The sequence below is a fragment of the uncultured Brachyspira sp. genome, assembly GCF_944388875.1.
In the GTDB taxonomy this organism is placed as follows: Bacteria; Spirochaetota; Brachyspiria; order Brachyspirales; family Brachyspiraceae; genus Brachyspira.
Genome location: NZ_CALXKQ010000007.1, coordinates 21,370 through 43,783 on the forward strand (window position 1 = coordinate 21,370; position 22,414 = coordinate 43,783).

Annotated in this window: 20 protein-coding genes, 1 tRNA gene and 1 pseudogene; 12 read left to right on the plus strand and 10 right to left on the minus strand. The window is 26.9% G+C overall.

The genetic code is table 11. The features are described 5' to 3' along the window. Positions 1–111: 111 nt before the first annotated feature. The 3 genes and pseudogenes from Q0J69_RS06330 to Q0J69_RS06340 all read left to right on the plus strand — a co-directional run bounded on the left by Q0J69_RS06330 (position 112) and on the right by Q0J69_RS06340 (position 3,074). On the plus strand, positions 112–882 hold the full coding sequence (locus Q0J69_RS06330; protein WP_297205203.1) for an HAD-IIA family hydrolase: 771 nt from the start codon (positions 112–114) through the stop codon (positions 880–882). Positions 883–967: 85 nt separating this feature from the next. Continuing rightward, entirely contained in the window at positions 968–2,101 is a 1,134-nt protein-coding gene (locus tag Q0J69_RS06335) for an MFS transporter (protein WP_297205205.1), read from the plus strand. Positions 2,102–2,171: 70 nt separating this feature from the next. Beyond that, positions 2,172–3,074, plus strand: a pseudogene (locus Q0J69_RS06340) (DMT family transporter). 53 nt (positions 3,075–3,127) lie between these two features. Here the strand turns inward: Q0J69_RS06340 and Q0J69_RS06345 are convergent. The 7 genes from Q0J69_RS06345 to Q0J69_RS06375 form a co-directional block, all read right to left on the minus strand. Then, on the minus strand, positions 3,128–3,634 hold the full coding sequence (locus tag Q0J69_RS06345; protein WP_297205207.1) for a DUF2147 domain-containing protein: 507 nt from the start codon (positions 3,632–3,634) through the stop codon (positions 3,128–3,130). A 367-nt stretch (positions 3,635–4,001) separates the two neighbouring features. Continuing rightward, positions 4,002–4,706 carry a hypothetical protein gene (locus tag Q0J69_RS06350; protein WP_297205210.1) on the minus strand — a complete coding sequence of 235 codons (705 nt, stop codon included), beginning with the start codon at positions 4,704–4,706 and terminating at the stop codon, positions 4,002–4,004. A gap of 270 nt (positions 4,707–4,976) precedes the next feature. Then, on the minus strand, positions 4,977–5,477 hold the full coding sequence (locus Q0J69_RS06355; protein WP_297205212.1) for a DUF2147 domain-containing protein: 501 nt from the start codon (positions 5,475–5,477) through the stop codon (positions 4,977–4,979). A 76-nt stretch (positions 5,478–5,553) separates the two neighbouring features. Further along, the gene (locus tag Q0J69_RS06360; protein WP_297205214.1) at positions 5,554–7,182 is read right to left on the minus strand and encodes an NAD(P)/FAD-dependent oxidoreductase; all 1,629 of its coding nucleotides are present in this window, start codon (positions 7,180–7,182) and stop codon (positions 5,554–5,556) included. Between the two features lie 210 nt (positions 7,183–7,392). Continuing rightward, positions 7,393–7,950 (minus strand): flavodoxin domain-containing protein, encoded by a 558-nt coding sequence (locus tag Q0J69_RS06365; protein ID WP_297205216.1) that lies wholly within the window; start codon positions 7,948–7,950, stop codon positions 7,393–7,395. Between the two features lie 350 nt (positions 7,951–8,300). Then, positions 8,301–9,566, minus strand: coding sequence for a peptidase T (gene pepT / locus Q0J69_RS06370; protein WP_297205218.1), 1,266 nt, complete (start codon positions 9,564–9,566; stop codon positions 8,301–8,303). A gap of 28 nt (positions 9,567–9,594) precedes the next feature. Beyond that, complete coding sequence (locus Q0J69_RS06375; protein WP_297205219.1) at positions 9,595–11,157, minus strand: AbgT family transporter; 1,563 nt, start codon at positions 11,155–11,157, stop codon at positions 9,595–9,597. Between the two features lie 234 nt (positions 11,158–11,391). Here Q0J69_RS06375 and Q0J69_RS06380 point away from each other — a divergent pair, with 234 nt between their 5' ends. Together Q0J69_RS06380 and Q0J69_RS06385 are read left to right on the plus strand one after the other, a co-directional pair. Further along, on the plus strand, positions 11,392–11,769 hold the full coding sequence (locus tag Q0J69_RS06380; RefSeq protein WP_297205220.1) for a hypothetical protein: 378 nt from the start codon (positions 11,392–11,394) through the stop codon (positions 11,767–11,769). A gap of 40 nt (positions 11,770–11,809) precedes the next feature. Then, entirely contained in the window at positions 11,810–12,085 is a 276-nt protein-coding gene (locus Q0J69_RS06385; RefSeq protein ID WP_297205221.1) for a hypothetical protein, read from the plus strand. A 10-nt stretch (positions 12,086–12,095) separates the two neighbouring features. Here the strand turns inward: Q0J69_RS06385 and Q0J69_RS06390 are convergent. Beyond that, positions 12,096–12,176, minus strand: a tRNA-Leu gene (locus tag Q0J69_RS06390). A 50-nt stretch (positions 12,177–12,226) separates the two neighbouring features. Between Q0J69_RS06390 and Q0J69_RS06395 the strand changes: the two genes are divergently transcribed. From Q0J69_RS06395 to Q0J69_RS06425, 7 genes are all read left to right on the plus strand, one after another. Beyond that, the gene (locus Q0J69_RS06395) at positions 12,227–13,975 is read left to right on the plus strand and encodes a YhjD/YihY/BrkB family envelope integrity protein (RefSeq protein WP_297205222.1); all 1,749 of its coding nucleotides are present in this window, start codon (positions 12,227–12,229) and stop codon (positions 13,973–13,975) included. 84 nt (positions 13,976–14,059) lie between these two features. Further along, a complete protein-coding gene (locus Q0J69_RS06400; protein WP_297205224.1) occupies positions 14,060–14,194 on the plus strand; it encodes a hypothetical protein in 135 nt (44 codons plus the stop codon). Between the two features lie 75 nt (positions 14,195–14,269). Next, positions 14,270–14,503, plus strand: a complete 234-nt coding sequence (locus tag Q0J69_RS06405; protein WP_297205225.1) for a zinc ribbon domain-containing protein — start codon at positions 14,270–14,272, stop codon at positions 14,501–14,503. A 46-nt stretch (positions 14,504–14,549) separates the two neighbouring features. Continuing rightward, on the plus strand, positions 14,550–15,578 hold the full coding sequence (rlmN, locus tag Q0J69_RS06410; protein WP_297205227.1) for a 23S rRNA (adenine(2503)-C(2))-methyltransferase RlmN: 1,029 nt from the start codon (positions 14,550–14,552) through the stop codon (positions 15,576–15,578). Positions 15,579–15,646: 68 nt separating this feature from the next. Next, positions 15,647–18,319: a DUF4132 domain-containing protein gene (locus tag Q0J69_RS06415; protein WP_297205229.1), complete on the plus strand. Its 2,673-nt coding sequence runs from the start codon at positions 15,647–15,649 to the stop codon at positions 18,317–18,319. Next, positions 18,316–19,038, plus strand: coding sequence for a polyprenol monophosphomannose synthase (locus Q0J69_RS06420; protein ID WP_297205231.1), 723 nt, complete (start codon positions 18,316–18,318; stop codon positions 19,036–19,038). Before Q0J69_RS06415 ends, Q0J69_RS06420 begins: the two co-directional genes overlap by 4 nt. A gap of 59 nt (positions 19,039–19,097) precedes the next feature. Next, positions 19,098–20,072: an NrtA/SsuA/CpmA family ABC transporter substrate-binding protein gene (locus tag Q0J69_RS06425; RefSeq protein ID WP_297205233.1), complete on the plus strand. Its 975-nt coding sequence runs from the start codon at positions 19,098–19,100 to the stop codon at positions 20,070–20,072. Here the strand turns inward: Q0J69_RS06425 and aroA are convergent. Together aroA and ftsY are read right to left on the minus strand one after the other, a co-directional pair. Beyond that, positions 20,067–21,329, minus strand: a complete 1,263-nt coding sequence (aroA, locus tag Q0J69_RS06430; RefSeq protein ID WP_297205234.1) for a 3-phosphoshikimate 1-carboxyvinyltransferase — start codon at positions 21,327–21,329, stop codon at positions 20,067–20,069. The genes Q0J69_RS06425 and aroA overlap by 6 nt on opposite strands. Before the next feature lie 17 nt (positions 21,330–21,346). After that, a complete protein-coding gene (gene ftsY / locus Q0J69_RS06435) occupies positions 21,347–22,315 on the minus strand; it encodes a signal recognition particle-docking protein FtsY (RefSeq protein ID WP_297205236.1) in 969 nt (322 codons plus the stop codon). Positions 22,316–22,414: the final 99 nt, after the last annotated feature.

A 22,414-nucleotide genomic window follows, 5' to 3' on the forward strand; every position in this document is an offset into this window, starting at 1 on the left:
TGACTTTTTATTTTATATTTATACAATTTATATGTTATAATGAAAAAAAATTTATTTAATAAAAAACAAATAATATAACTAACTAATAAATAATAATAGAGGAAAAAATAAATGATTAATATAATATCAGATATGGACGGAGTTATATATAGAGGAAATAATCTAATAGACGGCGCCAAAGATTTTATAAGCATGCTATTATATAAAAATATTCCATTTCTATTTTTGACTAATAATGCAGAACAAACTCCGAGAGATTTAAAAAGAAAATTAGAATCATTAGGCGTAAATGGTTTGGAAGAAAAGCATTTTTTTACAGCAGCACAGGCAACAGCAATATTCCTTCAAAGACAGCTTGCAAACGGCACAGCTTATGTTATAGGAACAGGCGGACTTGTAAGTGAACTTTATAATGTAGGATATAGTATAAACGATGTTAATCCAGATTATGTTGTTGTAGGGAAAACCAATGCTTTTAATTTTGATATGCTTCAAAAGGCAGTGCATTTAATAAATAAAGGAGCAAGATTTATAGGATGCAATCCAGACATAGTAGACCCTGCACCTAACGGAGAACTAATACCCGCTGTAGGTCCTATACTTTCTGCTATAGAAACTGCTACAGGAAAAAAACCTTATATAGTTGGAAAACCTAACCCTATTATGATGTCTATAGCAAAGAATCAAATTAATGCCCATAGTGAAGAAACATTAATGGTAGGCGACAGAATGGATACTGATATATTGGGAGGACTTGGTGCTGGTATGAAAACATGTCTTGTACTTTCTGGTGTTACAACTAGAGAAATGATAAAAGAGTTTCCATACAGACCCAATTATGTACTTAATTCAGTTGCTGAAATAAATGTTGATGAATTATGATGTACAAATAAAAGTTTAAATGTATAATATAAAGACTATCTAATTTTATTAGATGGTCTTATTTTTTCTGTTTAGGAATTAAGTTATGTCTAATTTATTATTTATAATAATGACTCTTTTATGGATGTCATTATACGTTTATGTACCTTATCAGGCTGCTTATCTATCATCTATAAATACAACATCTTCTATGATAGGTATTATTATAGGTGTTTACGGTGCTGCACAGATGTTTCTAAAATTTCCTTTCGGACTTATTAATGATTATATAGGAAAATGCCAGTCACTCATAATATTAGCAGGATTTCTAACATCTTTAGGTGCTGTTATAAGATTATTAAATACAAATCAATACGGATTCTTAATAGGAGGAATATTATGCGGAATATCTGCTTCTATTTGGACTGTATTTATAATTTTATACGCTTCATATTTTAATAAAAATGAAGAATATAAAGCTGCAAGCAAAGCATTAGTTGCAAGCGTATTAGGTATGTTTATTTCTTTTATAATAGCAGCATTTTCTTATAATAAACTTGGAATGAAATTTCTTCTTACTGTAAGTGCAGTATCAGGGGCATTGGTTTCTATATTAGGATTATTCTTAAAGGACACTGTACACGAAAAAAAATTATCCGTAAAAGTACTTTTTTCTGTTCTAAAAAATAAAAGATTAATAGTATTTTCTTTGCTTGCTATAGTAATACAGGGCATACAAATGTCAGCAGTTATTTCATTTACTTTAAATAGAATAAAGGAGCTAGGGGGCGGTTCACAAAATATAGGAACGGCTTCAATAGTGAGTATGTTATTTGCCATAATAGGTGCTTTTGTACCAAGCAGAATAAAAAATCAAGATAATATAAAAAAATATATACCATTATCATTTATAATCATGGCTGTATACTGTATAATGGTTGTATCAACGGATAATATATTTATAATAACAGCATCTCAAGTTTTGGGAGGTTTTTCTTCAGGCATACTTGCATCTTTGCTTACAAGCGAATCTATAAAAGAAATAGAAGCAGAAAAAAAATCATCAGCTATGGGATTTTTTCAATCTGCATATTCTTTCGGCATATTTTTATTTCCTATAATTACTGGTAAATTAATAGATATTTATTCTATACAAACAGCATATATTGTACTTGCTTCAATTTCAATATTATCTTCTATAGTATCGATTACCTATTATGCAATAAAATCAGTAAAATGATAAAAAATAATTGCAAAAAAATAATTTTGTAATAATATAGTATGCTGTTAATAATAAAAATGGAATCACTATGTCACAAAATAAAAATTCTGGATATATACTTGCAGTATTGGCAGTTATTATATAGAGCGGCAATTTTGTAGCAGCTAGATATCTCGTTAATTTTTCACCTATAGAAATTTCTTTTTACAGATGGTTTGTAACTTTTATAGTATTAACTCCATTTTGTATAAAGAAGTTAATAAAAAATATAAAATATGCTAAAGGCAAATGGATACAAATTATAATAATCTCAATATTAGGAGTAACAGTATTTAATACATTTGTATACTTAGCAGCTCATACAAGCAATGCTACGAATATGTCATTGCTTGCTACCCTATCGCCAATTATAATGGCAATAATAAGCAGAATATTATGGAAAACAAAATTAACTATAAATCAAAAATTTGGATTATTTATAGTTATAATAGGAGTGGTAATACTTATAACTAAGGGAAGTATAGAAGTTTTGACAAAATTAAAATTTGCAATAGGCGATTTGTATATGCTGTTTGCTGTTGTACTATTTGCAGTTTATACTTTAGCTATTAGAATAAGACCTAAAGAAATTTCACAATCTGCATTTTTTTATCTTATGGTTGCAATAGGTCTTATACCATTAATAATAGCAATGATATTTGCATATAAAACTAATAATTATCATAAATTGACTATGCAGTCGGCTTTAATACTCGTATATGTAGGAGTATTTCCTTCTGCTTTAGGATTCATATTATGGAATATGGCTATAGCTAAAATAGGTGCTATTAAAGCTGGTATTATATATGATTCCATACCTTTTTTCTCTTCTTTAGAAGCTGTAATACTTTTAAATGAAAATCTATTGATATCTCAGGTAATAGGAGGAATTTTAATATTGATTGGTATAATATACAGCACACTTGGAGATAAAATCAAGTTAAAAAAATAAGGAGACTTTATTATTTTTAAGCCTCCTAATAGTTTATATATTATGAAATATTATTAATTGAATCTTCTTAATTCTGACTTTTTTAATGGCTTATATTTTGCTTTTTCAGAATCAGGAACTCTAGTCCACTTCATAGATTTTCCAAATATTCCAGACTTATCTAAAGAACCTCTAACTGTAAGAGTTTTTCCGTCATCTGATAATGACATTCTGCCATTATATGTTTTTCCATCATAAGGATTATATATTTTTCCGCCTTTCCATTCCTTATCCTCAAAAGAAAGTCCCATTAGATAAACTAAACCTTTTAACGGAAGATTTCTCATTTCAGGATTTGGATTTTTGGCATCTTTTTTTTCAGGTCCGCTGTATCCTCCCTTATAATCAAAAAAGTATCCGTAATATTTACCATTTTCTTCATAAATCTCTACAACAGGTATTAAACCTTCAGAATCTTTTTCAGAATACCATAAACCTACAACATCATTAGCATTTTGTGCAAGAAGTAAAATATTAGAAAGTATAAAAAATACGGATACAAATAATATTTTTTTCTTCATAATTTACCTTAAAGCTCCTTAATTTTAATGAAACTATTTCTATATATAAACACTAATATAAACATTTTAGTAAAATTTTTTTTGTCCAAAATCATTTTTTTTTAATTTTCAGGCTAGTATACAGTAGTAATATACTAGCCCAAAATTAAAATTATCAACAGGGTTTATTTATATAAAAATCTAATTCAACTTTCTTAATTCATTTCTATTTAGAGTCTTATATTTAGAAACTTCAAAACTAGGTACTTTCTTCCAAGTAATAGTTTTTCCAAAAATACCTAATGCATTAATATAAACTATTAAAATTTAATTCTCATTTATCACATTAAATACTATATTATTAGCTTTAATACCTCTAAATTATATATTAATAAAATTTCCATTCTATACCAGCATCAAGCTGCATAGCAAATTTATATTGTGCATGCTTCTCAACTAACCAAGTTCCTATTTTAGCACTAATAAATGGAAAAAGACTAGGAACACTATTTAATGCTTTCTTATATGAATAAGCAGCAAATAAACCAACCCTATATAAATCCTTGTTAGAAAGCATATGCTCTATTGTTGTATTAACAGCAAAAGACATACCCCATTCTTTCATACTATATCCTAATTTTATATCATGATTAAAATACATATCTTCTGCCCTTACAACTATAGATTCTCTAGCCAAGTAAATATATTCATCTTTATCAACTCCAAATGCCCTTACATAATTTATATAAGGAGTATATATCAAAGCTATTAAGCCTGCTCCTGCAGGACCTCCAATTGTAACAGTAGGTGCCATCTGAAAATATATAGTATTGCCACCAACATATTGAGGTTTTCTAGTCATAGGATTAAGTCCAGTAAATGGAGGAAGAGCATGATTAAACTCCATCGTATTTCTATCAACCAAAACAGGCTTTCCTGAATCTGTAAGTCCTGCTTCATAAGTAAACTTAAATAATACTTTTAATGCTATTAAAGGCTGAAATTCAACATAAGCTGATGTTCTTGAAAAGCTGCTTAACTCCTGTTCTATTCCTGCAAGTATATAGGAATCATTAAAAAAGAAATTATTCATCTCCCTAAATAAAGCCTTTTTATAGAACAATTGTCCTTGATATAAAGCACCAAAGTGATTCCATCTTCCCAAAAAATGATTTGAAAAATACCATCATTCATCAGAATATTTTTGAGAAGATTCATCTTCTTGTGCTAACAATGGTATATTTACAATAAAAATGAATATTATTGCTAATATTTTTTTCATATGTATCCTCAATATCATTGAATAAAGTTCTATTATTTCCTTACTCAGTGTATAGCTATTTCACTATACACTGAGTATATTTTAATTAATCCTTCTTAATTCATTTCTATTTAGAGTCTTATATTTAGAAACTTCAGAACTAGGTACTTTCTTCCAAGTAATAGTTTTTCCAAAAATACCCGCACTATCAACGCTTGCTCTTATTTTTAATTCCTGCTTATTATCAGAAATAGACGCTTTAGCATTGTAAATTTTACCTTCATCAGGATTATATATTTTACCCTTTTTCCATTCTCCATTATCAAACTGTAAATCATATAAATATACAAGCCCCTTTAAAGGTAAATTTCTAAGTTCGCTTTTCGGATTATTAACATCGTTTACTATATCTGTAGAATTTTTATATCCAAATGAATAAGCATAATACTTGCCATTTTCTTTATATATTTCAACAACAGCTATTCTATTTTTAGAATCAGCCTCTCCATACCATAAACCAACTATGTCATCAGTATTCTGGGCAAATGCCGCAATATTTACTATCATTGTAAAAATTAGTATTGTAATAATTTTATTTTTCATTTATGTATCCTTTTTATATTTTATACTAAGTGATAAACAAATATTTAATTGCTTATCACTTACAAATCATTAATTTTTACTTGAATAAACTCATTAATGCAGGTATCCATTGATACGCAGTTCCTATTGCAGTACCTACAGCTATTGACAATAGTAATCTTAATACAATATAAGGCTTCAATGGGAATAATATATTTCTAGCTGCCAAATATCCGCTTAATAAAGCACCCGTAAATCCTCCTCCTGGGAAGTTCCAAGCACTGGCAAAATGTAAGTTTTTAACAGTAGGAGATACTCTCACACAGCGGCTTTTTTTCAAATAAGTATCCTGTACAAATCCGTAAGGAGTTCCGTCTGGAGTTTTAATATATCTCTTAATAGTTTTAGGAGTAGCAACTTCATAGTACTCTATATTATCTCTAAATCCAGGGTAATGCTGTTCTGCTCTGTCTATCAATTTTTCTGCCATTTCTTTTTTTCTGGCTTTATATTCTTCATCGCTTAAATCTTTCCATTCATCTAAGAAAGAAGGTCCTGTAAGTACAGCAAATGAACGGTTATCTCCCTCTTCCACTAATCCGCTGTCTATAGCTGAATAATCTACAAATACAAAGTTTCTATCTTCTACAGGTATTCCTCTTTGCCCTTTAGCATCTTCTTTAAATTTTGTATTTAATGTTTTCTCAGTAGTTATAAAAGTAGAGTATGCATTGTTAGGATAAAGTTCTGAGAATTTTTTCTTAAATATTATGTAAACTGTATAAAGAGATACTGAGTTTTTAAGTTTCTTTATTCTATTATCTTCATATCCTTTAGGAAGAAGCTCATCATAAACTATTTGAGGTGCAGCATTTGCTATTATATAATCAGCATTAACTGTAACTTCCTGTTTTGCTCTTTTATCAAAATAAGTTACTCCCTCAGCAATATTACCTTTAACATTTATTTTCTTAACTTCAGAAGATACTCTTATCTCTCCTCCATTTTCTTTTATTATATCAGCTAAAGCATTAGATAAATTCTGACTTCCGCCTTTAACAAAGTAAGCAGAATTATAATATGCTCCCTGAGCACAAGCATGATAATACCAAGTAAACTCATAAGGGTTTTGATGGTAATATGTTATATTAATATTTAAAATCCTCTTTAACTTATCACTCTTTATTATAGAGTCCAAAACATCCCCAGTATTCTTCTGTGTAAACAATTGATAAAGTATCATAGGAAATGTTGTTACTGGAAAGAAAAAGAAATCCCAAAATTTCAAATCATAAGGAACTCTTCTTATCATATACATCATTCTTGAAAGTCCTGCAAAATATTTTTTAATACCTGCTTTCTCCTCTGGAAACTCTTTTTCCAAAGTATTAATAACATTTTCATAACCTTCAGGTATAGTCAAATCTGTAGATTCAGTTTTTATTCTCCAAGTTTGAGGAAGCTGTACCAAATTGACTCTATCATAAAGTCCAAGTTTGCTGAATATTACATGCTTCATCTCTCTATTTTTTTTAGCCATGTCTAATTCATGAAGTCCAACTTCAAACTTAACATTCTTTCTTTTATATACTGTAGCACATCCGCCTACTATATTATGGCTTTCTAATACAAGAACTTTTTTTCCTTGTTTTGCTAAATAGGCTCCTGATGTTAATCCTCCTAAACCAGAACCTATTATTACTATATCATATTTATTATTAGTCATATTTAATCTCCTTATTAAATTATTGTACCCTGTTTCATCATAAGCATTTTTATTATTTTTTACTTATATATAAATAATAATATAAAAAAATAAAAATACAAGCGTTTTTTATAAAAAATGCGTATATGTAGTTCTTTTTTTTAAAAAATTTACGAATTATTTTAAATATTTGTAGTATATGTATTGTGAATAAATTTTAAGATAATAATATTAATTGTTATTTAATTCTTTGTTTTTCTTTTTTATATCGAGTACTATTTCTTCTATAGAATTTTTATTTAGGAAATCTATTTTTTTACCATAATTTTCCAATAATAACTTTTCATCTTCTGTTTTTACTGTTTTAGTTGCTATTATCCTTCTTAACATGTGCATCATAAGTGCATGATGAAGCTTAAGTTTATCAAAATCTATAGAACCTCTTAAAAAATAAAATTTCATCTTATCTTTTATATTAGATTTAAAATTTTGATTAACAGCGTTATTATACAGTTCTTTATCTTCAGGGTTTCCAAGCCCAACTACAACACAATATAAATGCTTATCACCTTTTAACTTGTTAAAAAATTGTTTTATTCTCTTAGCAGAAGAAAGCTTACCAGCATATAAAGCACCCGCAAACACAATAAACTCATAATTATTTAAATTTTGAACGGTTACATTATCAATATTATATAAATCCCCATGAAGTTTATCTGCTATCCATTTGGCATAAGTTCTTGTTGTTCCATATTTACTTTTATAAAGCACTGCGATATTAGCTGCCATAATATTCATTCCTATTTATTAATTTTTTTAATTATAACTTTTATTAAATATAAAAAACTTATTCGTATATAAGAATATAAAGTTTTTTAATATTATAATTTTTTACTTCATATAGTTTAATCTGTTAATTCGCTAATAAGGTTAATGTCCATATTTTTATTTTTCATATTTTTCTCTTTATATACCTTGCTTAAATACTATTAACATGCCTTCATTTTTTCTTCTTATTATATCTAACAACTGTATATAAAGAAAAGTATACATTTTCATTATTTAATTATACTAAAAACATCACAATTTGTCAAAGTTTATAATTAAAACTGCTTACTTAAGAGATATATCAATAAAAATTATTTATTTAATTTAGCATCATGTATATTATTTTCTGATACAATTTTTATTATCTCAAGCGTAGTTTCCAAACTTTTATGAAATGACTCTATAGGCAAAAACTCATATATAGAGTGGAAATTATGAGCTCCTGTAAAATAATTAGGAGTTAAAAGTCCTTTCACTGATAAAGCAGAACCATCAGTACCGCCTCTCATTGATATAGTTTTAGGCTCTATATTAAGATTCTTCATAGCCTCATAGATAACATCTATTGCAAATCTGTCATCCTTAATAGAATCTGCAATGTTAGCATAAACATCATCTATAGTTAATGATATTTTTGCTCTAGGCTCTAATTTCTGATATTTTTCAACTGCTTCTATTATCTTAGATTTTTTTTCTTCATAAAGTTTCTTATTATGATCTCTTATATTTAGTTTTAACGATGCATTTCTTTGATTTCCGCTTATTCCTTGAACCCAAATATATCCTTCTTTCTTTTCCGTGCATTCAGGGGTAGATGTTCTGTCAAATTCATTGGCTATATCTATGGCTATAAGTATGGGATTAACCAAAACACCTTTCGCACTCATAGGATGAGCAGTTACTCCCTCTATATCTATAGAAGCACTTCCTGCATTGAATGTTTCATATACAACCTCCCCTATCTCACAGGAATCTATAGTATAGGCAAAATCTGGTTTAAATACATTCAAATCCAATGCCTTAGAACCAAGAAGTCCTATCTCTTCATCTGGTACAAAAGCTATGTATATATCACCATGTTCAATATTATTATCTGCTATATATTTTAAAGCCGATATTACTGTAGCTATTGCTGCCTTATTATCAGCACCTAATACGCTTGTACCATCCGAAAATATTATCTTATCATTAATGTATTTTTTTATTTCAGGATGTTCTGATACTCTAAACATTATATTTTTTTCTTTGTTTAAACACAAATCCTCTCCTTCGAATTTCAATATCTGAGGATGAACATCTCCTGTAAGTCCAACGTCAACAGTATCAAGATGAGCAACAAAACCAATAGAATGCACATTGTCCTTATTTTTAGGAAGCAATGCTGTAACTACTGCATTATCATTAACAATTATATCTTTTAATCCTAAAGATTTTAAATCATCAGCAAGTACTCTAGCAAGCCTCATCTGTCCTTCTGAACTAGGAATGATCTTTACACCTGCATTGCTTTGGCTTGGTATTGCTGAATATTTAAAAAAGCTGTCTATTTGAAATTTTTTAATATTATCGTTTAACATATTTACCTCTTTTTTTATTATTATAATTTTAATGAATAGGCGGATATACATAACCGCTGTTAAACCCTATAGGTATATTTAATCCCCAGAATATATAAAGCATTATCATAAGCACAACAAGCAATCCTATACTATAAGGAAGCATCATAGAAGATAATGTTCCAACCCCTGTTTTACTGCAGTACTTCTGACAATAAGAAATTATCAGAGGATAAAAGGCAAAAATCGGAGTAACTACATTAATAGCTGAATCACTTACTCTAAAGGCTGCCTGAGTGAGTTCTGGAGATATACCCACAGCCATAAGCATTGGTACAAATATAGGTGCTAATATAGCCCATTTTGATGAAGCTGAAGTTATTAACAAATTCAATATAGCCGTAAGCAAAGTTATACCTGCTATAGTGATTTTTGGAGACATATTCAATGACTTCAAAAACTCGGCACCTGATATAGCTATCAATGTACCCACATTAGAGTTACCGAAAACATACAAAAACTGAGCACAGAAAAATGAAAAAGTAAGAAATGAAGCTAGATTCTTAACACTTCCAGCCATAGCCAAACTAAAGTCTTTTGTTGTTTTAAACTTATCTGTAAGCTTTCCATATATGAATCCCGGTATAACTAAAAATAAAAAAAGTATAGGTACTATTGCCTGCATGACAGGAGCATCAGGAGTTGTTAGGCTGCCATTAGGAGATCTTAATAAAGACTTTTCTGGTATAAGCAAAACTATCAAAAGTACAAACATCAATATCAAAACAGAAAATGCTATTTTAAAAGCTCTGTTTTCTTCTTTTGTTATTGATGAAATACTAGTATCTTCAGGCTTAATTCCTTCATCAATAGGCATTGTCTTCCATAAAAAAGGCTCCACTATTTTATCAGTAATAAACCAGCATACTAGAATAACAGAAAAAGTTGATGATATACTCAAAAAATAATTACATAAAACATTAACAGTATAATTAGGGTCTATAAGTCTTGCCGCACCTTGTGTAAATCCCTGCATTATAGGGTCTATTGTAGAAGGTGTATAGCTTGCCGAGAAACCTCCCGCAAGTCCTGCAAATGAAGCTGCAATTCCTGCCAAAGGATGTCTTCCAACTGCAAAAAACATTATAGAAGCCATAGGCATTAATATAACATAAGAAGAATCTGAAGTTATATGGCTTACTACAGATATAAATATTATTGCTGGAGCTATTGCTTTTTTTGGTATTATTGCAAGCAGCTTAATAAGGATCATTCTAATAAATCCGCTGCCCTCTGCTACTCCTATACCTAATGTTGCTACAACCGTTATACCCAAAGGAGGAAAATTTACAAAATTAGATGTCATCTTTGTTATAAATTTAGTAAGCTCTAAAGGAGCAAGCATATTTATAATCTTTATCTGTTCTCCAGTTGTAGGATGAAAATAATTAAATGTAAAATGAGATAATATCCATGATACTATAAGCATTATAAAAAATGCTATAAGAAATAAAATAGTTATGTCTGGAAGTTTATTTCCTACCGCTTCAATAATATTAAGAAAACTCTCAAACTTGTTAGATTTTTTCATTACCTTCCCATCTATTTGCATAAAAACTCCTATTAAAAAATATTATTATAAATTTATTTGAAAAAATAATTCCAAATAAAAACAATATAAAACTATTGCCCCATATACATCAAAAATTAATTTTAGAAAAAACGATAATATTATATAATAAAAAATATATTCATCAATAAATTTAAATTAGTTTTTTAATATATCAATTTTTTATTTTATGATTTTTATTACGATATTATAAATAAATATTTTTTAAGGGATAATATGCACAAATTATATATAATTATAATATTACTTTTTATCGCATCTTCATGCCGACAAAAAGAAATAATAAGTATAGAAAAACCTGCTGTAGATATAAGATTTATAGGAACATGGGTATTTAAAAACTCCAATAATGAATATGAAAAATATACTTTTTTTAATAATAATAAAATAGAATACAGCTGCAGCAATAATTATAAATCCAATGATTCAGAAACAAATAAAATATTAACTTATGAATGGAAAAAAGAAGGCGGAAATTATTATTACAGATTATGGAATAATGAATTGGATACTTGGTCAGATTTTCCAATAAAATATATTAACACAAATATGATAAAAATATACTCAGATTTCTTTGAAAAATCATATATTTAATATATAATATCAAATATTATTTTGTTGGGTTTATTAAAAAGTGGATTTATTAGTTCTTATATTTTTTATAATAATCATTATTATATTTATATTAATGTTTGGAATATTATTCTTTGTATCTGGAATAAACAAAGTTATAGATTTAATATCAATGATAGTGTTTAGAAACCATGAGGATTGTCCTTTTTGCGGATGCAAAAATTCCATGAGAATAATAAAAACTTCGTCAGGATATAAAAAAGTATGCAATAAATGTAAATTTTCTGTCGAAATAGAAGATAACAAAATTGATGATAAGGATAAAAAAGATGGGTAAAGAATATATTTGCGAGAGGAGGGAGTCGAACCCTCATGCCTAGGGCGCTAGATCCTAAGTCTAGTGCGTCTGCCAATTTCGCCACCCTCGCTTTTGTTTATCTATTATACATTATATAATTTTTTTTGCAAGAAGTGTTTTATGACTAAAATCCAAAAAGTTAAAAAATTTTTTAATAAATTAAAGGTCTTTTTTACAGAAGACATATATAATTTAGATCAAAACTCATTCAAACCAATACAAAGATTTTTTATAGATGTGTACAGAGTTATAGTATTTGCTGTAACTGACTTTATTAAAGATGATTGCAGTATAAGAGCAGCTTCATTGACATATCTTGTAACATTATCTTTCATACCTGCTTTAATAGTAGGACTCTTCATACTAAGAATATTTAATATATATCAGAACATATTTGTAGTTATTTTTGAATGGATGGAAAAAAATGCTCCATTTTATGAACCAATGGTTAGGCAAATATTAAATATAGCAGATAATACAGATTTGGCAAGTTTCGGTATAATAGGTGTAATATCTACTATAATAAGTACAGCATTAATACTTCATAATATACAAAACTGCTTAGTGAAAATATGGCGTGTAAAGGTAAAAACATCAATACCTAGAGTAGCAGCCAACTATATAGCATTGCTTTTTTTAATACCTATCCTAATAGGAATATCATTTACATTAATAACATATACATCTATAAGTCTGCATAATCTTCCTACTTTGATAAAGATATTATTATCATGGGTTACTCCTATAATAGCAATGTCAATACTGATTCTATTTTCTTATGTATTGGTGCCGCAAACTAAAGTAAATTGGTCTAATGCAGCTATATCATCAATTTTAGTGGCGGTAACTATAATATCTTTATTCAGTGTATATTTAAAATTGAATATAAATGTAAAAAATTATAAGCAAATATTTGACAGCGATAAATATAAAATAGAATATGTTGTAAAGGAAATAAGCAGTTATAATAATTATGACAATACAGCATATAATATTGAAACAGAAACAAATGAATATGATACTAATGACATTACAGATACAAATATAATTAATGACAATATAATGAGCAATAGTGAAAATATAGACCCAAAATATATATCTAATATAAAATTGGAGAGAATAAGTTATGTTATAAAAGAAAATATAGGTACTGGTTTTGGTGCTGCAACTTATGAAAAAGAAGCTATTTCAACTAATATGCTTAATTTTACTAACTTCTCACCAAATGTATCAGAACAATTAATAAAATATAGTTTTAAAATAAATGATATTGTTACAATAAGCAGTGAAGATAATATGCTTACAAGTATAGCTCCTGCCGAATTATCATCAGCAAGCTCATTTGCTCAAATACCTGTATTATTACTTCTATTATATATGGTTTGGAATATAATATTATTCGGTGCTGAATTAACATATTCAATACAATATTTCAGGTCTTATGGTGTAGATAAAAACAGTATAAGATTATCTTTTGCAGAAAAAGAAGTTATAGCATTGGAATTTATGCATATAATAACTCACAGATTTATAAATAGAAAAAAAGCTATAACAATGTATGAATTAGCTAAAGAATTAAAAACTGCCCCAGCAATAATAAATGAAATATCAGAACCATTAGAAAAATCAATGTATGTTATAAAAATAGTCAATGGATCAAATATATCATATTCTTTAGGATGCCAGCCAGAATCTATAACTATAGGAGATATTATACATGCTCTTAAAATGGACGGTGGCTTTAGAAACAAAAATTTAAACTCTAATGATAAATATAAAAGTATAATATATCAAAATAAAGCAATAACTAATAAAGATTATAATACAAATTTATTATATTTAGCACATTACAAGAATAATAAAGTATAACAAAATAATATAATTTGACTTGTTTTATTTATAATAATAACAAATGCGATAATAGAAGAAGATGAAAATATATCTCAAATAAAAATGGCTGTTGATCAATTAAATGATATTACTCAGGAAAACTCTTATATGGCTCAGGAAAGTGCCGATTTGAGTAAGAATGTATCCGACAAAACAGAAAATATGGTTAAAAATTTGGATTATTTCTCATTAAACTAAGTAATAAAATACTTGACAGATTTACATTTAAATATATATTTAGTGAAATAAATTTTATTTAAAAAAGGAAAAATTATGCCAACTTATGAATATAAATGTGAAAAATGCGGAAAGGAATTTGAAGAATTTCAATCCATGACTGCAGAAGCTAAAGCAAATTGTCCTGAATGCGGAGCAGAGGCAAAAAGAATGATATCTCTTAATACTGGAATCATATTTAAAGGAAAAGGATTCTATGTAAATGATTATAAAGGAAAAAATAGTGCTTCTTCAAGTACAGGAGATACAACTCCTACAAAAAGCTGCTGAGGAGTTTAATTTAACTTATAGGTTATAAGTTATTAAATATAAAATTATGTCTAAAAAAATATCTATAATGAATATTTCAGAGGATGAATTATCTAAATTCTGCGAGGATAATGGCTTTCCAAAATTCCATGCTTCTCAGGTACTTGATTGGATATACAAAAAGTATGCTGTAAATTTTGATGATATGAGCAATATTCCTAAAAATTTAAGGTCTATACTTAATGATGCATACTTTATACATAATTCTAAAATAGAAAATATAGCTGAAGATGAATATGGAACACAGAAACTACTAATATCCTTATATGATAAAAAGAAAATAGAATCTGTTATTTTAAATAAAAATGACAGAGTTACTTTCTGCCTATCATCACAGGTAGGATGCGGATACGGATGTGCTTTCTGTGCTACTGGAAATATGGGGCTTTCGAGAAATTTAACTGCGGATGAAATATTATCCGAATTTATACTTATGAGAGCTGTTACTAAAAAGGTAAATTCTATAGTTTTTATGGGTATGGGAGAGCCTTTAGCAAATACTAAAAATCTATTCAAAGCTATAGACACAATAAACTCATTTAAAGGCTTTAATTTAGGTATAAGGCATATAACAATATCAACATCTGGAGAGATAGTAGGTATAAAACAGCTTATTGAAAAAGATTTGGACTGCCGTCTTGCTGTATCGCTTCATTCATTAAAAAATGAAGTTAGAGATAAAATAATGCCTATAAATAGAAGATACCCTATAGAAAATTTAATGGCTATACTAAAAAGATACAGTAAAAATGGAAAGAGAATGATAACTTTTGAGTGGGTGCTGATAAAAGACATTAATGATTCAGTTAATGATGCTTATAGATTAGTAAATTTAAAAAAAGAATTCCCATTCAAAGTTAATGTAATACCTATGAATCCAGTAGAACATGCTCCTGAATTGAAAAGACCTAATAAAGATATTATATTGAGGTTCAAATCTATATTAAAGGATAATGGAGTCGAAGTAGTTGAAAGATTCAAGCAAGGTCAGGAAATTCTGGCAGGATGCGGGCAGCTTGCTGTAAAAAACATGTAAAAACATATAGTATTTATTTTTTGAATAACATTATATAATATTTGATATAGATTATAAAAGGGTATTTTATGGAAAAATTTAATAGTTCTTTATTTTCTAGAAAGTATCATGGATATAGTTTAGAAAAAGAAATATGTTCTATTAATAACCGTATAATAGAAAACGATATATATGCTCTTGATTTTTTAAGAGAGGCAAACTTTACATATAATAAAGATAAAGAATATTTTTATACCCTATACAAAAAACTTGAAAAAAGTAATAATTGCGGAATATATATAATACTAACAGCTATATTATTAAAACATAATGATCAAAAAGCAAATATAAAAATAGCAGATAAGAAAATAGATATATTAATGCATAAAATATATGATTCATATTATGCTAAATATAATATAGAAGAACATATAGGTACCCCTAATAGTCTTACAATAATAAATGATGATATAATATATGAAGATGATGAAAGATATAAATTAATAGAAAGATTCAAAGCAAAAAAATCAGCATACGGTTATTTTTGTGCATCAAAACCGTATGAGCCTTATAAATTAAAGAAAAAACCAACTAGAAATGATATTATTTTTATAAGGAAATCATTACTAACTAATTATAGAATATATTATATATTATTATTATCAGAATATTCTAAAAAATCAAAAAAATTATTAGATATAATTATAAAAACTAAAAGTTATAAATCATTAATATATTTAATTTTATCAAGAAAAGAAGGATTTAATTTAACATATAAGGAAAGTTTAGATTATTTTAATTCATTTGGTATAGCATTATCAGACATTATAATATCTTATATATTTTTCTATTCTTATAATGATTCTATATCATACTATGATTCTTTTGCTGTACAAATAAAAAATAAAGACTTTAATAATTTCTTTTATTCTATTATAAAAAATAATCAGGAATATTTTGAAAATATATTTGCAAGTAAAACTTTTATTAATGATATTACTAAAAATAGTAAAAATTTTGTGCCATTCTTAAATCAGCTTTACAGCAGCGATATTCATTTTAACTCAAGTAAAATATTATGTTCTCTTTTGGATAATAAATCCAATATCATAAAAAAAACTGCTATTAAAATTATTAACCGTAAAAAAAGAGAAGCTTATGAATATTTAAAAAATTTGGATAATGATTTAGCTAGAGATATAGTAAAAAAATGGAAAAATAAAAAAATAATAAAATCAGGTTTTAAAGATATAAACAGCATAGTTAATTTTGTTAATAAAAATTACGATAAAAGATTTGAAAAAAATCTTATATGCATAGATGAAGGTTTATTGTACGGTGTACTTAGTAAAGATACAAATCAAAATATTCCAATAATAGTTATGAAATATATATATATGGAATATTCAAAATTAAAAAATCCTACAAAAATAAAAGATTTGGATAAAATAGTTTCATATTTTGATTTTAATTCATTTCTTCATGTGATAAAAAATGTATATGACAGATGGATATTAGACGGGGCTAATACATCATATAAATATATAATGATACCATATTTAATATATGAAAATGAATATAATATGGATAAAGTTGTATTCAAAATTAAAGAATGGTGCGAATCTGGAAGAATGTCATTAGCAAATTATGCCATATCAACATTAGCTTCTAATGGAAGCATATACTCTTTGATGATAATAGATTATATATCAAATAACTTTAAATATTTCCAAATACAAAATACTTCAAAACTGGCATTGAAATTGGCTGCCAAAAAATTAAAAATTACAGAAGATGAATTAAGTGATAGAATAATACCTAATTATAATATAGATAAAAACGGAAAAAAATTATTAAAAGATAAAAATCATGATTTCACTGTATATATTAATGAAAAACTAGAAGTTGAAAAAATTATAGATAATAATACAAATAAAAATATTTCCAAATTTGGAAAAGATGTAAGTACAAATATAGTTGATGATTTCTATATTATGAAAAATTATATAAAAGTATCTTATAAGTTTCAAATGCTTAGACTTCATAAGGCTTTAATGTCTGGTAAAAAATGGACTTTTGAAAATTGGAAAAACATATTTATAGAAAACTACATGATGAATACAGCATCAAATCTATTTATATGGGCAGTATATGATAAAAATGATAAGTTATTGAATAATCTCATCTATGATAAAACAAAAAATATATTTTATACTTTAGATAAAAGCGAATATAAATTAAATAAAAATCATAAATTGGCTCTTGCAAGTCCTATAGAAATGTCAAAAGAAGATATTGAAAAATCTAAACTTATATTAAAGCAGTTAAAAATAAAACAGCCTTTTAATCAAATGCAAAGCATTAATTTTAGTTTTAAAGATGGAGATATTAAAGAAAATATTATTGTAAAATATAGGAATAAGGAAATAAAATTAAAAACTTTTAAAAATTTAGTTCATACTCTTGATATAGAATTGGATTATGATAATTCTTATATAGTAGGATACAAAATCATTGAACCATCTATATCTATTGGGGTAAAAATCAATCTAATTGGTATGGATAATGCAATAGATGATAATGATTTAATAATGTTTGGGGATATAGTGTTTTATACTATAGAAAGTGATGATGTATTTTCATACAAAAATATTATAAACCCTTTAAAAATTCATACAAGATATGTTTCTTATATAATGAATACAATAGATAATTGTATAAAAAAAAATTCTACAAAATTAAGGAAAGAACAATATAAATGAAAGCTATAATAGTACTGCCTACTTATAATGAAAAAGATAATATAGAAAAGATGATTAATACTATATTAAATTTACCTGAATATATAGAGGTGTTAGTTGTAGACGATAACAGTCCTGACGGAACAGCAAGTATAGTAGAGAAATATTTAAATAATAATAGAGTGCATTTATTAAAAAGAGAGAAAAAAGAAGGACTTGGACCTGCTTATATTGCTGGATTTAAGCATTCATTTCAATATAATCCAGATTATGTTATAGAAATGGATGCTGATTTTTCACATGATCCCAATTTTGTAATTAATTTTATAAATAAAATAGAAGAAGAAAAACTTGATTTAGTAATAGGTTCAAGATACTGTAACGGCATAAGCGTTGTTAATTGGCCTTTAAGAAGATTATTTTTATCCTATTATGGAAACAGATACGCTTCTTTTATATTAGGTTCTAAAATAATGGATATTACAGGCGGTTTTAAATGCTTTAGGGTATCTGTATTAAAAAATATGAATTTTGATTATATACTTTCAGCAGGATATTCATTTCAAATAGAGATGAATTATTCATTTGAAAGCAATGGTTACAAAATAAAAGAAGAACCAATTATATTTTATGAAAGAAGAAGCGGACAATCAAAAATGTCTAAAAATATTATAGCAGAAGCATTATTTAGAGTAATAAGATTGAGATTTAGAAATAAGAGTAAATATTTTAAAAATTAGATATTTATAAAAAAGATGTATTAAAAAATAATTATGATATAAAAAATTAGGGTAAAACTATGAAAAAAATTATTTTTATTTTATTTATTTTTATTTTAATATCATGCAGTAATAAGAAAGAAGATGATAATCAAACCAATAAAATAAAAATAAGAGTGGGCTATTTAGCTGAATTTGCAGGTGCTTCAACTGCAGCAGTAGCAAAAGAAAAAGGTTTTTTTGATGAAGAAAATTTAGATGTTGAATTATTTAAATTTTTTAATGGTCATGCCGCCATTATTTCAATGATTTCAGGAGAGATTGATTTTTCATATATAGGTCATGCTGCTCACTTTTTAATAATTAATGGAAAAGCTCAAATTTTAATTCCAGATTGTATAAGTAAGGCAGAGGAAATAATATCAGCCCCGTATATTAAAAATGTATACGACTTAAAAGGAAAAACCGTAGCAACACATTTTGGAACATCAGGAGAAGCTATGCTTTATACCGCTTTAGAAAATGCAGGATTAAAAATAGAAGACATTAATTTGGTTAATATAAATATAACAAATCTTGCTGCCTCTCTTATGAATAGAAAAGTAGATGCTGTATCAACATGGATACCATATACAAAAGATATAACAAATAATTATAAGATATTAACATCTATAACTAACTATTCAAATGAAATATCATTAACAAGCAGTTTCGTATCTACAGCAGATTACATAAATAATAATCCTGAAATAGTTAAAAAATTTTCAAGAGCAATGTTAAAAGCTATGGACTACAGAAAAAATAATATGGATGAAACTGTGTATTTAGCTGCTAAACTTATTAGAAATAATGTTGAATCTGTGAAAGAAGAAACAGATGCTGTAATATGCCTTGACTCTTCAGATATAAAGAAAGCATGTGAAAATGGGGATATATTTAAATGGTATGAAACACAGCAAAAAGTATTTTTAAACTCTGATGTACTTGAAGAGAGTGTTCCTGTAACAAATTATATTCAATTAGAGATGCTTAAAAATACACTAAAAAATTTATAAAATAACATTGGCACCAATACTTCTAAACTGCTCTATAAAATTAAAAGAAGATTTATTAATAGACTGGGCATCATCTATAATGATATTATTTTTTGACACTATAGAAGCAACCGCAATAGACATAGCAATTCTATGATCATTATGTGAAGTCGTTTCTCCTCCTTCCAATTTTTCAACACCTTCTATAAATATATTATCATCATCTGCTTCTATTTTAGCTCCTATTCTATTAAAGCTATCTTTTAAATCATTTATCCTATCACTTTCCTTGTATTTTAATCTGCCTGCATTATATAATTTAGTAGTGCCTTTTGCTGTAGATGCCAATGCAGTTATTATTGGTGCTAAATCAGGTATATTTGAAACATCTATATCCAAAGCATGCAGTTTTGATGCCTTTTTAATTGTGATAGAGTTATCATCATTATATGTAATAGAAGCCCCCATATATTTTAAAATATTTAATATTTCTTTATCACCTTGAATAGAATATTTATTAAGTCCGTATAAAGTAACTTCTCCTCCCAAAGCACCTGCAACTGCAAAAAATGCAGCATGTGACCAATCTGATTCTACTTCATAGTCAGAAGCAGAATATTCCTGATTACCATAAACTTCTATAATATTAATACTCTGTTTGCATATATCTATATTTGCAGACTTCAAAGTTTTTAATGTCATCATTACATAAGGAGCAGATTCCAATTCACCTTCTACAATAATTTTTGAATCATTTTCTAATAAAGGCAAAGCAAATAATAAACCGCTTATAAATTGACTGCTTACATTTCCCTGAATATGAAACTCAGAACTTCTTAATTTACCAGATATAGTAAGAGAATCCTCCTTAATATCAAATAATAATCCCTGTTCATTCCATATATTTTTATATATATCTATAGGTCTTGAAAACAATTTTTTAGAACCTGTAAATGTGCAATTTATACCAAGTGCCGAAATAATAGGTATTAATAATCTTAAACTAGTTCCTGATTCCATTACATTTATAGTAATATCTTTAGGGTATTTTTCTTTCGGTATTATTTTAAGTCCGTCATCTATCAATTCAAAATCGGCAAAATTAGATACTGCATTTTTAGTAACTTCAATATCGGTACCGACATTATTAATCCAAGGTCTTATTGTACTTGGCTTTTTAGATAGAGATGCCGCAATTAAAGCCCTATGAGCATCACTTTTACTCATTTGAATATAAACAGAACCAAAAATTTCAGAAGGTTTAATGGTTAAAGACATAAATTACTCCAAAATAATTACTGCAGTATAGAATCTACAAAACTATTAACATCAAACTCCTTAAAGTCATCAACTTTTTCACCAAACCCACCGTAAAAAATAGGAAGTGATAAATAATGTGCCACACTTATTGCAACACCACCTTTAGCTGAACTATCCATTTTTGAAACTATGGCTCCTTGTATATTCAAAGCATTAGTAAATACTTTAGCCTGTTCTATGCCGTTATGTCCTACATTGGCATCTAATACAAGTATTGGAATAAAATTAAATTCTGAAAATCTCTCAGTAGCTATTTTTTTCATTTTCTCAAGCTGTCTTACCAAATTCTCCTGATTATGAAATCTCCCAGCTGTATCAACTATAACAATATCAGCATTTGATGCTTTTGCTTTATCTAAAGCAGAAAATAAAACACTTGCTGGATCTCCTGCCTGCTGACCCTTTACTATTGTAACATTAAGTCTATTAGCCCATTCCTCCAGCTGTTCTATAGCAGCTGCTCTGAATGTATCTGCTGCTGCCAATATTACTTTATGATCATTTTTCAATATATTAGCTAATTTAGCTATTGATGTAGTTTTGCCTACCCCATTTACACCTACTATAAACAATATATTTTTATCTTTTAGTTCTATTTTTTTAGATATAAACTTTGATATAAGAATTTCTCTTAAATGTTTTTTAGCCTCTTCTGGATCTTTTATGTTATCTTTTTCAACAATTTCTCTTAATTTTGAAATAATATCCTTTGTAGTTTCAACTCCTGCATCAGCGGATATTAATGTATTTTCCAAACTTGCAAAAAACTCATCATTTATTGCCGAAGTATTAAAAAGAGATGATAAAGAAAATTTGTTTTTAGAACTTGTTAATGATACTTTCGGCTTTTTATTTTTATTTTTCAAGATTAAAACTACAGCTATAATTGCTATAATTGCTATAATTATTACAAAAGCTATTATTATAATATTTGTATATTGCATTTTTATTTGTTCTCCATATTTTAAAAAGTCTAAAATATTATATAAGCTATTAATATTTTTTCAAGTTATAATTTAATAAAAAAAGCATTGATAATATTT

What these genes read in the sequence shown, in the direction of transcription:
- Q0J69_RS06330 (WP_297205203.1), top strand. Translation starts at nt 112, where the DNA reads ATGATTAATATAATATCAGATATGGACGGAGTTATATATAGAGGAAAT.
- Q0J69_RS06335 (WP_297205205.1), top strand. Translation starts at nt 968, where the DNA reads ATGTCTAATTTATTATTTATAATAATGACTCTTTTATGGATGTCATTA.
- Q0J69_RS06345 (WP_297205207.1), bottom strand. Translation starts at nt 3,634, where the DNA reads ATGAAGAAAAAAATATTATTTGTATCCGTATTTTTTATACTTTCTAAT.
- Q0J69_RS06350 (WP_297205210.1), bottom strand. Translation starts at nt 4,706, where the DNA reads ATGAATAATTTCTTTTTTAATGATTCCTATATACTTGCAGGAATAGAA.
- Q0J69_RS06355 (WP_297205212.1), bottom strand. Translation starts at nt 5,477, where the DNA reads ATGAAAAATAAAATTATTACAATACTAATTTTTACAATGATAGTAAAT.
- Q0J69_RS06360 (WP_297205214.1), bottom strand. Translation starts at nt 7,182, where the DNA reads ATGACTAATAATAAATATGATATAGTAATAATAGGTTCTGGTTTAGGA.
- Q0J69_RS06365 (WP_297205216.1), bottom strand. Translation starts at nt 7,950, where the DNA reads ATGGCAGCTAATATCGCAGTGCTTTATAAAAGTAAATATGGAACAACA.
- pepT (WP_297205218.1), bottom strand. Translation starts at nt 9,566, where the DNA reads ATGTTAAACGATAATATTAAAAAATTTCAAATAGACAGCTTTTTTAAA.
- Q0J69_RS06375 (WP_297205219.1), bottom strand. Translation starts at nt 11,157, where the DNA reads ATGCAAATAGATGGGAAGGTAATGAAAAAATCTAACAAGTTTGAGAGT.
- Q0J69_RS06380 (WP_297205220.1), top strand. Translation starts at nt 11,392, where the DNA reads ATGCACAAATTATATATAATTATAATATTACTTTTTATCGCATCTTCA.
- Q0J69_RS06395 (WP_297205222.1), top strand. Translation starts at nt 12,227, where the DNA reads ATGACTAAAATCCAAAAAGTTAAAAAATTTTTTAATAAATTAAAGGTC.
- Q0J69_RS06400 (WP_297205224.1), top strand. Translation starts at nt 14,060, where the DNA reads ATGGCTGTTGATCAATTAAATGATATTACTCAGGAAAACTCTTATATG.
- Q0J69_RS06405 (WP_297205225.1), top strand. Translation starts at nt 14,270, where the DNA reads ATGCCAACTTATGAATATAAATGTGAAAAATGCGGAAAGGAATTTGAA.
- rlmN (WP_297205227.1), top strand. Translation starts at nt 14,550, where the DNA reads ATGTCTAAAAAAATATCTATAATGAATATTTCAGAGGATGAATTATCT.
- Q0J69_RS06415 (WP_297205229.1), top strand. Translation starts at nt 15,647, where the DNA reads ATGGAAAAATTTAATAGTTCTTTATTTTCTAGAAAGTATCATGGATAT.
- Q0J69_RS06420 (WP_297205231.1), top strand. Translation starts at nt 18,316, where the DNA reads ATGAAAGCTATAATAGTACTGCCTACTTATAATGAAAAAGATAATATA.
- Q0J69_RS06425 (WP_297205233.1), top strand. Translation starts at nt 19,098, where the DNA reads ATGAAAAAAATTATTTTTATTTTATTTATTTTTATTTTAATATCATGC.
- aroA (WP_297205234.1), bottom strand. Translation starts at nt 21,329, where the DNA reads ATGTCTTTAACCATTAAACCTTCTGAAATTTTTGGTTCTGTTTATATT.
- ftsY (WP_297205236.1), bottom strand. Translation starts at nt 22,315, where the DNA reads ATGCAATATACAAATATTATAATAATAGCTTTTGTAATAATTATAGCA.